The following is a 14,526-nucleotide window of genomic DNA, read 5'->3' on the forward strand; positions in this document are numbered from 1 at the left end:
CAAGAAAGCGAGGTCCAACACCCCGCTTTCCTGCAAAATCGAATACTACATCAAGACAAATTCTGCTTATTTCTCAGATCAATCCGCATTCTTCACGGACGACTTGAGAGCGTGGCGCTGTTTTGGCCATATCCCTCTTGATAAAAGCGCTGCGTCTGTAAGAGGTTCGAGAGCCCCTTGCGTGACGCGAAGACGTTGACGCTGATTCCGAGCGCGCACCTTGCCTGGCGCTCACCCGGTGAGAGAATTGTCAACTCGCGGGAGTATGGAGTTTCTTGGTGTGGAGCAGGGTTGTTTGGCTCGAACAGGCAGTTGTACCAGCATCTCGCCGCCCGTGAAGATGCGGCGGTGAGGCCGGCAAGCATGCGACTTTGTCGCGATCTGATCGGTGATGAGTGTCGGGCGCGTTGCGTTCACTGCCAATACGGGCATTAGTTCGTGCGAGATGGTAGTTACCTCTCGTCGTGCTATGAAGTGCGCCATCCTCTGCGTCGGCCCCGCCTAACGCAAATATCTTCGTGCTTTTAATGAGACGATAAGTTACTGCGCCTGTTGCGTCATGCGTCGCCAAGACAAGAGAACTCGTTACGAGACGGCGAATGGTGTCGACAACGATCTCGTTGGCGATTCCGGTCTTTGTGGTCACGCTGCAGGCTTCTCTGAGGTTGAATGTATCTGCGATCGTCGAGAGGCATCGAAAGATCGATCGTTCCTCTGTGGTTAGGAGATCATTGGTTCTTTCGAAGGAGGCATATAGCGTCTGATGGCGTGAAGGTGCGGTGCGGGCTCCTGGCCAACGCAGGAAACGGCCCTCTGTCAGCAGCTCTGCTGTCTCCATCAAGCCGTGCGTGCCCGCGCGGCGAGCAACAATATCAATAGCAAGCGGGATGCCATCCAGTTGTTCGCAAATGTGCGAAATGAGCCGTACGTTTTGAGGGCAATCGCTGATATGTACTCCGTTTGCTTCGACGCGCTCGATAAACATTTGACTTGCGGGATATCCGAGCGCGTCTGCCATCGACAAAGGCACGTCCCTTGGCGGGCCAACAAGTTGCTGGAGCTGGTAGACCCGTTCGCCGTGCGCCTGAAGCGCTTCTCGACTGGTTACGAGAATTTGGAGGCTCTCGGCATTATGGAGCAGCCGTTCCGCTACTTCCGCAATCGCGCCCGCTAGGTGCTCACAATTGTCGAGCACCAAAAGACGCCTTTTGTGCCTCGTAATAGTAGGCAGACTGCCGGCGGGTTCGGAACTCGAATCGCTCAATCCGAAGGCCGATGCAAGCGTATCCCGGATAAGATCCGGTTCATCGATCTTATCGAAATCGACAAACGAGACCGTATGCCCGTTCGTCTGGCCCCAAAGGCGAGCCGCGGAAACCGCGACCGTGGTCTTGCCCACACCGGCGGCGCCGGTAACGGTCACGAGGCGATGCTTCACGAGGAGAGCAGACACTTCCGATACTGCATCATCGCGCCCGACCATGCGTGTCAAGGTGGGGGGGATGGTTGATACCTCCAACAATCCCTCGACCGCAGCCGCGGACACCGAAGCCCCGCTTGCTGCACGCGCAGTCGGCGCAACGAAGCAATAGCCTCGCCCGGAGACATTGACGATGTATCTATTGCCATTCTGTCCGTCCTTCAGGGCTTTCCGCAGTGCAGCAATTTGGAAGTGAAGACCGTTCTCGCCAACCGTAACGTTGGGCCAGACCTTCGCCATGAGTTCTTTCTTAGTGACGACTGATCCGGACCGCTGAATCAAGAGTTTTAGAATATCCATGGCTCGGCTGCCCAAGGCGATCGGTCTTGCGCCGCAAGTCAACAAACGTCCCGCCTGTGAGAATGCGAAATCGCCAAACGTCACGGTGTCCGCAGGAAAATCTCTATAGAGATCTTCATTCTCATCGTCCGCGTCTTCATAGTTATCTTCGCTAGACGGCGGCATAGGACTATTCTCCAGGAGATCAGAGCTCATCGTTGGGCCTCTGGATTTCTGGGTAGCTGCTGGGTCGACTATGATCGCTGCCTGATCCTGCGCCAATATAGCATCCGTCTTCCTCACCTATACTTTGGTGTGGCGTCTGTTTCGGTCGGGGATACCTTAGTGTAGTGCTGTTACAGGCGAGAACGTGATATGGAACAGAACTGCTGCTGGGTGGCACAGAGATGACGCAACCCGCCAACGAGCATCCCGTCGTGCACATCATCGACGATGATGAGTCTGTTCGGTTGATGTTAGACAGTCTGCTTCGCTCGGTTCGGCTGAATGTTCGTACTTACAGCTCCACCCAAGAGTTCTTGAGGGCAATCAGCTTGAACACGCCAGGATGCATAGTACTCGATATCCGACTGCCCGGCGTCAACGGCTTGGATTTCCAAGAACAACTGCACGAAATTGGAATAAGTCTGCCAGTCGTGCTGATGACGGGTCATGGGGACATCCCCATGACAGTCCGAGGCATGAAGGCGGGAGCTGTCGATTTCCTCCCGAAACCGTTTCGTGATCAAGATATGATTGATGCAGTCACGACGGCCATCGATCGAGACAGAGCGCGTCGTGAAAGCGAGGGCGTGGCTCTCGCCGTCGCAAATCGGTTCGCAAAGCTCTCAGCGCGAGAGCGCGAAGTGATGATGCTCGTTGTAACGGGAAAGTTGAACAAGCAGGTAGCCGGTGAACTGGGGTTAAGTGAGATTACGGTCAAAATGCATCGCGGCGCCGCCATGCGGAAAATGGAGGCACATTCATTGGCGGATCTGGTTCGTATGGCAGACATGCTCGGGACCAAAGCGCGCAAGGGATAGTCGAATATCCTCGAAATATGCGGCCCCCGGAAGGTGGAAAAATAGGCGGGCAATAGCAATGATATCGATTATCGACGACGATGCCGCCGTAAGAGAAATGCTCGTCTCTCTAGTTCGATCGCTCGGATACGATGCGGTAAGCTTCGATTCTGCTGAAGCATTTCTCGCATATGAGGACTTCGAAAGGTTTACGTGCGCAATTACGGACATTCACATGCCCGGACTGAGCGGGTTTGACCTGAAGGAACGACTTGATGAACGCAAGAGTCCAGTTCCGGTGATCATGATTACCGCGCAGACGGAGCCGGATCTCGAAGAGAGAGCCCGTTCACAGGGAGTGTTGGGCTTCATGCGTAAGCCGTTGGAAATTGAGCTACTGATCAGTTACCTCAAGACGGCCGTTGGACATTAGCCAACAAGCGGACTCAAGGAGCCGGCAGCCACTCAGGCAAGTCTAGGCGTTAGCGGGTCGTTATCCTTTGATATGCATGGCGGGCGTATCAGCTCGTCAATGGGACATTACCGCTGAGGGAACTGTGAAGTGAAATATGGCGCCGCGCGGACTATTTGGCGTGACCCAAATGCGGCCGCCATGGGCCTCGATAATCGAATGGCAAATCGAAAGTCCCATCCCCATGCCGCCAGTTTTAGTTGTATAGAATGGATCGAACAGGCGACCCAAGTTGTCCGAGCCAATTCCGGGCCCCGTATCTCGAATGGAAACGATGACCGTATTTGACTCATCGGTTTCCGTGCCAACGCTCAGCTCGCGCGGTTCTAGGACGTTCTGATCCAATGCTTGAACCGCGTTGACAATCAGATTGAGAATGACCTGCTGTAGTTGCGTGCGATCTGCTTCAATAACCGGTAGTCCTTCTGCAAAGAATGTACGAATTGAAACGCCGCCTTTCGTCACTTCTCCGCGAGCGAGTTCGATGACCTCACTTATCGTACTGTTGATCTCGAAGCGCTCTATTCGGGGTGGCGCCTTGTTTATGAGATCGCGAATACGACCGATGACATCGCTCATACGGCGTCCATCCTTGACGATTCTGCCGAGCAGCAGACGCGCTTCCTCCATGTTCGGAGGCTGATACGCGAGCCATCTAAGAGTTGCCTCAGCATTGCCGACTATCGCTGCAATTGGTTGATTGACCTCGTGAGCGATCGAGGCGGTAAGTTGGCCCATGGTTGCTACGCGGTTCGCGTGTGCGAGTTCCATCTGGACCTCCCGGTACCGCCGTTCGCTCTCGCGGGCGCCGGCTTCAGCCTGTTTGCGTTCAGTCAGATCGAGCACAAATGCAACTCCTTGATTCTTATTCTCGAGGCTTGCAGCACCAATCAACACAGGAACGCGTTGACCATCCTTTCGGAAATACTCTCTCTCGAAAGGAGGTGTCGATCCCGCGATTTTGAGTTCCTGTAGCGCCCGCGCAGCTCTGTCTCGCCATTCGGGAGGCATCAAATCAGTCCACCGGACGCGCCCAGTAACGAGATCGTCACGATCGTATCCGACCATGCGGAGGAATGTGTCATTAGCTTCGGTGATACCGCCGTCGAAGTCCCAAATGATGATCCCGATGATGTTGGCGTCGACCAGACGCCGAATCTTCGCTTCGCGCTCACGAAGGTCGTCGTAGAGGCGGGCGTTCTCAAGCGAAATCGCGGCCTGTGAGGCCAAGAGTTCCAACACTGATACCCGATCGGGCGTGAAAGCGTGCGTAGCCACATTATTCTCGAGATACAATATGCCTACGAGCTCGGCCTGCTTTACAAGCGGTAGGATCAAGACTGATCGAAGCCGCTTTCTCCTTACGTAGTCATCTGCAGACAACGCACTTTCTGCCGATGCGTCATCCAGAATGATGCACTTCTGTACCCTGGCTACAGTATGGATGAGCGATTCGGGCAGTTCTGCCGAGATTGCCGTTTCCTGACGCAGGAAGAACTGGAAGCCGGCCTGCTCGACCTTCGCTTCAGCCTCGATCTGCAGGGTGCCGCTCGAATAGAAGATCAGAAGTCCGCGTTCGGCACCCGCATGTTCGATGGCGATTCTCATTAGTGTTTTAACGAGTTTGCCGATTTCGATTTCGCTCGACATGACCTGGGAGGCTCTGACCACTGCTCCGACATCGACCAGGTCTACCGGCGCTCCAAGCGTTGCAGTTGCAGACGCAAGAACTGGCTTATCCCGAAGGTGTGGATGAAGCTCTTCCAACTGGCGGGCTTTGGCACCGGCGCCCCAGCGGAGATAGCACTCGCGGGCGTTTCGCAGGTAGAATCGAGAGACGCTGTCGACGCCGCGCGCCGCGTAGTAGCGCGCGGCCACCTCGTGGGCCAGAGCTTCGTTTTGAAGAAAGCCCTGATTACGAGCCGACTGAATCGCATTCTCGTATAGCCGCATGGCGTCGGCGTCCCGCCCCTCTATCCGATCTATTTCTGCTGACACTAGCATGTGCTTGTCGTTGAAGGTCGGAGGGTAATTCTTGGCCCATTCGCGCAGTTGTTCGCGATGTTTTATCAGGAGGCTGTGCCATTCCGCGCGCCTGTCTTCGGAGGCGGTATCGTAGAGCGCAGCTGCCGTCAGTGCGGCATACAGGTAGTAATCGAGTAAATGAATCTGAGCTGCGGCGGCCCAAAGCAATTCCTTGGCTCGTCCAGCGGCCTCATGCGCTTCGGGGTACCGTCCCATCAGGAAGCGTGACTTAAGCTTGAGAGCCAAATAGATGTAATTCAGGACGGGCATTCGTCCGGCGAGTTCGCTTTCGAACCTCGCCTCATCGAATAGTGCGCCGCCCGAATTAGGCAAGTTCGTCGTGCCCTGCATAGACGCGATGAAGAGCTGCTGGCTGGCTATTACGCCAGCGACATCGCGGAATTTGGTCTTCTGGACAAAATCCATACTTCTTTCGCACTCGCGCCATGCTGCATCGAGTGGATCATTGCGTACGAGGCGATCAGCAATGCTCTGCGATAGACTGTAGCATGCGAACGTCAAATCGCCCGTCTCGGTGGCGCTCCGGAACGCCTCGAGCTTCAAATCGATTGCATGTGTCAGAGATTGAGTCCACGGCGCGACCATCCCCATCTCAAGGTATATTCGCGTTTTGACCGAGAGGAAGTTGTGCTTGTTCGTCAAATCACAGGCGAGCTTCGCAAAGCGAAAGCCGTCATCGTAACGATGAAACACGGGCCCCAAGATGAATCCAAAAAGCACATACCCGTGCGCGCTCGCGCCGCACATGCCGTGAGTGAGGCTGATGTTCACCATTCGGCATACGTGCAAACAGAACAAATTGAGGTTAGTTAGATAAGCAGCGTCGAAGAGAGCCGAGAGTGCCGGCATGACGGCTTCTAGCTTTGAATCGGACATCAGCGGTAGGTCGATCAAAGTCTCGATTGGGCGCGTTTGCAGACGCCGTGATACACTCTCGTATTCGGCGACAACGTCGCTCCAGGTTGGATGTGACGGGAGGTCGATCCCAAACAGCTTCATACATGCAAGAGCGCTCTGGACTGCTCGCGGATATTCTCCCTTTACCACGTAAAGTCGCACGAGCAGGTCATATGCGGCAGCCATGTCGCTCTTGGACGTAGCACGTGCCAGTGACTGCGCGATGAGCTCTTCAGCCTTGTCGAAGCCTCCAGTCGAGAACTCGCATTCCGCGCGCTCGAGCCACAATCGGAACGCCAATTCATAGTGGCTCGCCCAGTCGGCGTCGTCCAGCAACGTCATGCCGGCAGAAAAGTACGCGCGGGCAGAAGCATAGGCCGCCGAAGTCTTGGCCTTGACACCGGCATGGAGGTTGACCCCGGCAACCTGGGCTTTCTCGTTCCGATCGATCAGCAGTGAGGCGCCTCTATTGAGCTGGCTGGCGAGCTCGAAGGGGTGCTCGGTCACTTCCTCGTCAGTCATACCCGCCAGCAGTGCTCTACCAATGCGTAGATGGAGCGCGGCACGCCGCTCTTCGGGGAGAAGCGAATATGCTGCTTGCTGAATGCGATCGTGAACAAAACGAAAGACCCCATCCGAGTAGGTGACGAGACCCGCCTGGACGGCCTCCCAGATGACCGCATGCGTCGCGACGTCAGTCGCACCACGAACGCGGCTCAACGTGGAGAGATCGGTGGTTGCACTTAGGCAAGCAAGCTGCTTTAGAGCTTCCTGGGTGGGGTTGGATAGCCGCTTTAGCTTCTCGGCCAGGAGATCAACGACATTGTCCGTGTGAGTTTTAGCGCGGATACTATCCATGTCCCAAGTCCAATCCGACGCGGATGCGTCGAACAGGAGCAGGCGCTCGTCGTGCAGCGCTGTAAGAAACTGAATCGCAAAGAAGGGATTGCCGGCCGTCTTCTCATGCACGAGTCCCGCCAGCATTTGCGCTCGGTCAGGTTCGCATCGGAGAGCATCAGCCACCATCCGGCCAATGTCTTGGAGTGCCAGAGGTTGCAGCACTATCCGTCGGATCTGTGCGCCGGCGTCCTGAATCGCTTCGAGTTTACGTAGAAGCGCGGGGCCGACCTCGTTGTCACGATAGGCGGCGATGAGGAAGAGGTGGCGCACATCTCGGCTGGTCACAAGGTGTTCGATAAGGTCGAGGGTGGCTCCGTCGATCCACTGCAAATCATCAAGAAACAGTACGAGAGGGTGTTCCTGCCGTGCGAAAACTCCCACGAAACGCCGGAATACCGTTTGAAAGCGGCTTTGAGCGTCAACCGGAGAGAGGTCGGGAAATGGAGGCTGAGCGCCGATGATCAACTCCAGTTCGGGCACGATGTTTACGATGAGTTGGCCGGCCGAGGCGAGTGCGTTGGACAAGGCATCGCGCCATTGGTCGAGGACCGCTTCGCTCTCGCCTAGTAGCGAGTGCACGAGGCTTTGCAGCGCCTGGCCGATGGTCGCATAGGGAATGTCTCGTCTGTATTGATCGAACTTCCCAGATGCGAACAGACTCCCCGAAGGGACAATCACCTTGTGCAGTTCGCTCACAACGGAGGACTTGCCCATTCCCGAATATCCGGACACGAGGAGCAGCCCCGGCGCGCCGGTCTCCAGGACCTGATCAAACGAACGGAGCAGAATTTCGATCTCACGCTCTCGTCCGTACAGCCGCTCCGGAATAAGAAGCCGATTCGACACGTCTTGTTCTGCCAGCGGGAAATCTGCAACTTTGCCGTGGGCCATCCATTCCGCAGCGCAGCGCCGGAGGTCTGCCTCAATCCCTGCGGCAGTCTGGTATCGCTCCTCTGCAGTCTTCGCGAGCAATTTGGTGACGATATTAGAGAGTTGCTCCGGGATTTCCGCTCTGCGCCGGCTGGGCCGCATTGGTTGCAGCGCGATGTGGCAATGGATCCACTCCATCGGCTGATTGGCCGTGAACGGCAGCTCGCCGGTAAGCATCTGATACAGCGTGACACCAAGCGCGTAGAGATCGCTTCTGGCATCGACCGAACGATTCATGCGACCGGTTTGTTCGGGGGCCATGTAGGCGAGAGTGCCCGCGATGACCTCGGGGGGACGAGGGGTCTGGCGCTCGCGCGGTAGACGCGAGGCGATGCCGAAGCCAGTGAAGCAGGCCTTGCCTGCCGCGCCGCTTACTAAGATGTTTGCCGGCTTGATATCCTTATGGATAAGGCCTCGCTCGTGAATCTGGCCAATTGCAGCTGCAAGAGAGATGGCGACGCTGAGAAGCTCCTGCATCTCCAGCGGATGTACAAGCTGCCTGTCGAGGGGGGCCCCGCCCGGGTCCTCAAGCACTAACGACCAGCGGCCGTTGTAACGCAAGAGCTCGAGTGGGCGCGCAGCCCAAGCAACATCAAGTTCGGCCCTCAACGAGAATTCGTGCTCAAGCCGCTTGAAGCAGCTGACGGAAGCGTCTTCCGCAGACACCAGTAGGATTGGCTCGAGATTCCGTCCGTAACCTCGATAGAGAGCGAGGTCTCCTTCCCGCAGCAAAGAGAACTCGTAGCGAGAAAGATCAATCAAGAGCACTCCTTGCAGTATTGCTCTGCTACAAGTTGCACCACCGGATCGGCGGATCGAATTTCTTACTTCGATCTTCCCTCAACGCCTAAGTCAGCATACTATGGAAGCGTTCCTGCGTAAACGGCACGGCTTGCGCGGCTTGGAGGCCGCGAGTTGAGAAGACGGCTCAAAGAGCGGTAGGACGAAAAGACGGGGAGGCGGCGATCGACCGTGACACGCCCAGCAGCCGGGCCGACCGTCGTCCGGTTAGTCGTCGGCAATTGCTCTCCGCCGCAACGGCGCTCGCGGTGACGTCGTATCTCGGCGGTTCGCGATCAGCGGCAACGAAGGATTTCTATTTCGCGGCATCGCTCGGCTGGACGACTTATGAGTCGGGCCGACATATTGTTAATGGATACAAGGAAGCCGTCGCAAAGTTGGGCGGCAACTTGAGACTGGCCGACGCCAGCGCTGATCCCAAGAAACAATCGGATCAAATCGATGCTCTTGCATCCAGTAGGCCGGACGCGCTCTTCATCACCCCCTTCGATGCAGTTGCCATCGCGCCTTCTGTGAAGCGAGCTATCGAAGCGAATATTCCTATTTTCGTCGGCGACAGCGTGGTGCCAGGTGCTTTGGTGAAGACGACGGTCATGTGGAATGACTACGGTATGGGTGCGTATATGGCGGAGTACATTGCCCAACGGATCGGGGGGAAAGGCAATATCGCTGCCGTAGTGCTACCGGGCAATAAGTTCTGGAATGCCCGCACGCTAGGCATGCAGTCGGTGCTGCTAAGGTATCCTGACATCAAGTTGATCGCGAGCCATCCGTTTTCCTCGAGCGCAGGAGTTACGCCGCGGCAAGCCGTCGATAGCCTATTGACTGCGCAGCCCGATCTGCAGGCCATTTGGTGCGCCTGGGATGGTGCCGCGACCGAAGGTGCCTTGGCCGCTAAGGCAGCAGGTCGCGAGGGCATCATTCTTACTGGCATTGGCGGCGGCAAACAGCCATTTGAATACATCAAAAGTGGCTCTCCAATGGTGCTGACAATGGCGCAGGCCATTTATGAGATGTCATACTTGCAGGTGTTTTTCGCGCACCAATTCCTAACGGGAAGCGATGTGCCACCCATCATCATTGCTCCGACCTACGCAGTCACCAAGGAGATGCTTGCGGATCGCCCAATTCCCGACGACTTCGACCAGCCCGGGGTCGCAACGAAACTCGGGTGGAAGCGAGTGCTGTAGCGCCTTGGATTGCGGAGCGAAGAATGTGCGCAGCCATGTTGCGGATGAGCGGTATTGAGAAGCGCTTCGGCGAAGTCATAGCGCTCAATAATGTAACGTTCGAGCTTGAACACGGCGAAATACATGCCCTACTCGGGGCGAACGGGGCCGGAAAATCCACGCTGGTCAAAATGCTAGCAGGCCTCTGCACTAGGGACGCTGGCACTATCGAACTCAGAGGGCGCAATGTTGAATTCGCTGATCCCGGCGAAGCGATTCGCCGCGGTATTGCGACGGTACATCAACACCCTCAACTGGTGCCAAATCTGACGGGCTTCGAAAACATCTATCTCGGTCGAGAGTTCGGGCGCTCAACTCTTTTCTCCCGCTTTCATCCCGCTTCGCTACGGAAGCGCGCCAACGAATTGCTTCGCCGTTTCCCGATAGAGATCAATCTCGATTGTCCGGTTCGGCAGTTGAGCTTTGTAGATAGGGAAGTGGTTGCGGTGTTACACGCACTCGCTAACGATAACGTTTCGATATTGGTTCTTGATGAGCCGACCTCGGTGTTGACGGAGCGAGAAAAGCCACTCCTGTTTCGGCTCATGCGTACATTAAAGGCCGTCGGGATCTCGATCATTTACATCACCCATCAACTAGCGGACATCTTCAACATCGCAGATCGGGTTACGATCCTGCGCGACGGGCGTAACGTAGGGACGCATCGTTTGTCAGATGTAGAGAGCGGAAATTTGTCTATCGCAGACCTTGTGCTGGGTGAACGAAGCGAACCTCTGTATCCGGCCAAAAATTGTTCCGCGGGAGATGTCTATCTGGAAGTGCGTTGTTGGACAAAGCTTGGCGCTTTTCAAGAAATCAACCTCGCCGCTCATCGCGGAGAAGTGCTCGGCATTTTCGGTTTGGTCGGCTCCGGCATTGATGAATTGGCCAAGACATTATTCGGCGTGACGCGCCCAACGAGCGGAACGCTGAACCTGTTGGGTATGACGACGACGCTAAGTGGGCCCCATGATGCCCTGCGTCGAGGGGTGTTTCTTTTGCCGGGCGATCGACAAGCCGAAGGCTTAACGCTGACGCGAGACGTCACCTTCAACGTTACCCTGGCGAACCTGAAACGCGCATGCGGGACTTGCGGATATCTCAGATTGAGCGAGATGAAGCAGTCGAGCCAGATGTTGGCTGAGCGGGTGACGTTGCAGCCACCTTTGCTTGATCGTGAGGTGCGAACCTTCAGCGGTGGCAACCAGCAGAAGATCTTGGTCGCGAAAGGCCTTTATGTCCAAGCGCTGATTTACATATTCGTCGAACCGACAGTCGGAATTGATATTGGCGCGCGATCGAAAATCTACGGTCTCATGCGAGAACTAGCAAAATCAGCGGCCGTGATCGTAATGTCGTCGGATTGCGACGAAGTGTGCGGTATCGCCGATCGAGTCATTGCGATGTACAGGGGGCGAATGGTCCACGAGGGTGCAGCGTCGGGGCGTGGCGAACTGCTGATGGCCGGTATCACCGGATCTCCGCAGTCGAGCCCCACGAACCCGCTTGCGCAGTGATTTCCATGATGCCCGTTCGGCTGCTCGGTTTCGTTTTGTTGCTCGGAGCCATCGTAGCGTTTTTTGGTGCATTGTCGCCTCATTTCGCAGCGACAGCAAATGTGTCAGCGATTTTGCGGCACATGTCGGCAATCGAGCTCGCCGCTCTGGGCCTGACATTTGTCGTCGTGGTACGCAGGTCGGATCTTTCGTTTCCTGGCATAGCATCATTGGGCGCAATGACGGCGGGATGGTTCGTAGCGCAAGAGCAGGGCCTCCCGCTGGCTCTGCTGGCAGGAATCTCGATCGGGATCGCTTGCGGCGCGATCAGCGGTGCGGCAGTTGGCTTCATGAGATTGCCCGACATCGTCTCGACCATCGCGATAGGCGCAATATCAGCCTCTCTTTCCTTTCTTTACAGTCAAGGTGCGACTATATCTGACAACTTCGTGTCGGTCGGGTTGGTCGATTTCAATAATCGTAGTATCGGGCTCGTAGGAGTGCCCGTGCTTTTGATGCTCGCGATCAACCTAGCGGCCTGGATGTTCCTGCATTGTACGCGATTTGGTCGGGGATTTTACGCGACGGGAGAAAATCCGCGATCGGCGTTGCTTTCTGGGATCAGGACTCGAGCGTACGTGCTCGGTGCGTTCGCTGCTTCTGGAGGAATGTCTTGTCTGGCCGGAATCCTGCGCAGCGCCGAGGCAGGTCAGGCGCACGTCCACATTGGTAGTAGCTTTTTGCTTCCAGCTTACGCATCTGTTTATCTGGGTGCCGCCTTGTTCGGCCGTGCCTCGGTGGCCGCGACCTTTGCAAGTTGCTTACTCATTTCCGCGACGCTTAACGGGTGCAACTTGCTCAGCGTGCCGTACTACTATGGCGAGGGCATCATAGGTCTGCTTGTTCTGTTGACCGTAATTGCATTTGACCCGCGGACCGGTGGCCTCTTGGACACAGCCATCCGTCACTCCGGAAATAAAACGGAGGCATGATTTAAATGGCGCGCAATGCAGGCTGGAGATTATCGCAACTGGTGCTGCGATATGGCCTACTCATTGTTCTCGCAGTTCTTGTGACGAGCTTTGCGCTGGCCTGCCCGGGCTTTTCGACTGGAACAAACCTCGATTCCATGCTTCGAGCAGCGAGCATTGCCGCAATCATGTATGGAGGTGCGACGTGGGCGATCGCCAGCGGAGAGATTGATGTGAGCTTCATGCAGGTCGCTGCCGTTGCGAACATGCTGGTCGCGGCGACCGTCCCGTACGGCTGGGCATTGGCAGTTAGCCTGGGGGTTTTGGCGGGCATCGGGATCGGCCTGCTGAACGGCCTGATTGTCGGACTTCTACGTTTGCCGTCCTTGATTGTCACTATCGCGACGGGCGGTATTGCGCTGTCGATAGCGACGTCGATCGGGCGAGGGTCGTCCGTCAGCATCGCGAACGCGGGGTTCATTGGCGAGTTTTTGAGCGTCAATGTAGTTGGAATTCCGGCAGTGGCGTCGCTCGCAGCGGTCATTTACGGAATAGCTTGGTACCTCCAAGAGCGGTTGCTCTTCGGCCACTACCTCTATGCAACCGCGCAGAACAGGCGCGCCGTGATGGAGGCCGGCATTCCTGTTTCCAAAATCATCGTCATCCTGTTTGCCATATCAGGTGTGACGTCAGCCACTGCAGGAATTTTGCTGGCTGCCGACCTTGCGTCCGGGCAGCCACGGATCGGCGAGTCCTATTTCTTGGACGGGCTGACTGCCATCTTTCTTGGTGCTCTGGTCATCAGGCCATTTGAGCCTAACGCATTGGGCACCCTGGTTGGCGTTCTGCTGTTGGCCACCCTGACAAGTGGCACTGCCCTCCTAGGCTGGACAGATTGGCAACAGCAAATGCTTAAAGGCTTCCTGTTGTTGGTGAGTCTAGTCGTCGTGTTCGGGGCCCGACACGCAACCGTTGAGGATGGTGAGGCGAAGGGCGTGCAGGCCGCGCGTAAGCGTACGGCCGCGGAAAGCTGACGGTTCCGGCCACTCTCTCGGTCGTTCGGATCGCTGCAGCGGTGCGGCGCCGACCAGATTACGTCCCCTAGCACCATTGTAAGCCATTGGAATCTCCGCAGCCCGGCTAAATCCGATAGATGCCGGCAAAGTACGCCCCCTATCGAAAGTCATGGTCCCGATTGACCTTAATAGTTTCCGCTCGAGGCGTAGTGCGAAGCGGATGGCGCGTTCGGGCTTCCGTCCGTAGATTGCGTGCATTTCGAAAAACGCCTGCGGGTGAGCGAAAGGCAGTCATGGGGCACGGTCATATAATCTTCGTCTATGGAAACCCTAGATGAGGAGTTCTAACATGACTGAGACCCATCCCCATTGCCGCCGTTCATGCATGAGACCGCAGAACAAAAGGTCCGGGCGCTGAGAATGGATGGAATTCCTGCAATCCGATGCTCGTTTCGATGGTTTATACTCCGGATAGCTACTGGCGCAATCGGTCGGATTTCATCCGCGGTCGGGAGGAAATCGTCGGCTCCTTGACTCGCAAGTGGGCGAAGGAACTCGACTATCGCCTCATCAAGGAGCTCTGGGCCTTCACAGCCAACCGAATCGCGGTACGCTTCGCTTACGAGTGGCATGACGATGCAGGGAGCTGGTTTCGCTCCTATGGCAACGAAAACTGGCAGTTCGCCGATAACGGGCTGATGCAGCGGCGTTTGGCTTCGATCAACGATCTGCCGATCGGGGAGTCAGAGCGCAAGTATCATTGGGATCGGTCCGGGCTCCGTCCTTCCAAGCATCCCGGGCTTTCTGATCTGGGGCTTTGACAGTCGCGAGAATCCACGGCAGCGCTCTGGCTTGGCCGCGAGAGCTACGGCAGTGGCGAAATAGTCGTCCGTGAAGAATGCGGATTGATCTGAGAAATAAGCAGAATTTGTCTTGATGTAGTATTCGATTTTGCAGGAAAGCGGGGTGTTGGACCTCGCTTTCTTG

8 protein-coding genes and 1 pseudogene are annotated in these 14,526 nt (G+C 56.3%); 7 read left to right on the forward strand and 2 right to left on the reverse strand.

Annotation, left to right across the window (positions count from 1 at the left end; all coding sequences use genetic code 11):
- Positions 1–250: 250 nt before the first annotated feature.
- Entirely contained in the window at positions 251–1,975 is a 1,725-nt protein-coding gene (locus tag CT676_RS41375) for a winged helix-turn-helix domain-containing protein (RefSeq protein ID WP_135217097.1), read from the reverse strand.
- A 191-nt stretch (positions 1,976–2,166) separates the two neighbouring features.
- Between CT676_RS41375 and CT676_RS41380 the strand changes: the two genes are divergently transcribed.
- The gene (locus tag CT676_RS41380; RefSeq protein ID WP_135217098.1) at positions 2,167–2,802 is read left to right on the forward strand and encodes a response regulator; all 636 of its coding nucleotides are present in this window, start codon (positions 2,167–2,169) and stop codon (positions 2,800–2,802) included.
- A 58-nt stretch (positions 2,803–2,860) separates the two neighbouring features.
- Positions 2,861–3,214: a response regulator gene (locus tag CT676_RS41385; protein ID WP_135217099.1), complete on the forward strand. Its 354-nt coding sequence runs from the start codon at positions 2,861–2,863 to the stop codon at positions 3,212–3,214.
- 96 nt (positions 3,215–3,310) lie between these two features.
- Here CT676_RS41385 and CT676_RS41390 read toward each other — a convergent pair whose 3' ends face one another.
- On the reverse strand, positions 3,311–8,788 hold the full coding sequence (locus CT676_RS41390; RefSeq protein ID WP_205124635.1) for an ATP-binding sensor histidine kinase: 5,478 nt from the start codon (positions 8,786–8,788) through the stop codon (positions 3,311–3,313).
- A 287-nt stretch (positions 8,789–9,075) separates the two neighbouring features.
- Between CT676_RS41390 and CT676_RS41395 the strand changes: the two genes are divergently transcribed.
- The 5 genes and pseudogenes from CT676_RS41395 (at position 9,076) to CT676_RS41415 (ending at position 14,360) form a co-directional block, all read left to right on the forward strand.
- A complete protein-coding gene (locus CT676_RS41395) occupies positions 9,076–10,017 on the forward strand; it encodes a sugar ABC transporter substrate-binding protein (protein ID WP_244623495.1) in 942 nt (313 codons plus the stop codon).
- Between the two features lie 23 nt (positions 10,018–10,040).
- Positions 10,041–11,573 (forward strand): sugar ABC transporter ATP-binding protein, encoded by a 1,533-nt coding sequence (locus tag CT676_RS41400; RefSeq protein ID WP_135217102.1) that lies wholly within the window; start codon positions 10,041–10,043, stop codon positions 11,571–11,573.
- Between the two features lie 5 nt (positions 11,574–11,578).
- Positions 11,579–12,544: an ABC transporter permease gene (locus CT676_RS41405; protein ID WP_135217103.1), complete on the forward strand. Its 966-nt coding sequence runs from the start codon at positions 11,579–11,581 to the stop codon at positions 12,542–12,544.
- Between the two features lie 5 nt (positions 12,545–12,549).
- On the forward strand, positions 12,550–13,557 hold the full coding sequence (locus tag CT676_RS41410; protein WP_135217104.1) for an ABC transporter permease: 1,008 nt from the start codon (positions 12,550–12,552) through the stop codon (positions 13,555–13,557).
- Positions 13,558–13,920: 363 nt separating this feature from the next.
- Positions 13,921–14,360 (forward strand): annotated as a pseudogene (locus CT676_RS41415) (nuclear transport factor 2 family protein).
- Positions 14,361–14,526 lie beyond the last annotated feature (166 nt).

Origin of the sequence: Bradyrhizobium sp. MOS001 (genome assembly GCF_004634465.1) — a bacterium.
In the GTDB taxonomy this organism is placed as follows: Bacteria; Pseudomonadota; Alphaproteobacteria; order Rhizobiales; family Xanthobacteraceae; genus Bradyrhizobium; species Bradyrhizobium barranii.

Excerpts from the sequence above, each read along its gene's own strand:
- CT676_RS41380 (WP_135217098.1), top strand. The coding sequence starts at position 2,167 with ATGACGCAACCCGCCAACGAGCATCCCGTCGTGCACATCATCGACGAT.
- CT676_RS41405 (WP_135217103.1), top strand. The coding sequence starts at position 11,579 with ATGATGCCCGTTCGGCTGCTCGGTTTCGTTTTGTTGCTCGGAGCCATC.
- CT676_RS41385 (WP_135217099.1), top strand. The coding sequence starts at position 2,861 with ATGATATCGATTATCGACGACGATGCCGCCGTAAGAGAAATGCTCGTC.
- CT676_RS41375 (WP_135217097.1), bottom strand. The coding sequence starts at position 1,975 with ATGAGCTCTGATCTCCTGGAGAATAGTCCTATGCCGCCGTCTAGCGAA.
- CT676_RS41400 (WP_135217102.1), top strand. The coding sequence starts at position 10,041 with ATGTGCGCAGCCATGTTGCGGATGAGCGGTATTGAGAAGCGCTTCGGC.
- CT676_RS41410 (WP_135217104.1), top strand. The coding sequence starts at position 12,550 with ATGGCGCGCAATGCAGGCTGGAGATTATCGCAACTGGTGCTGCGATAT.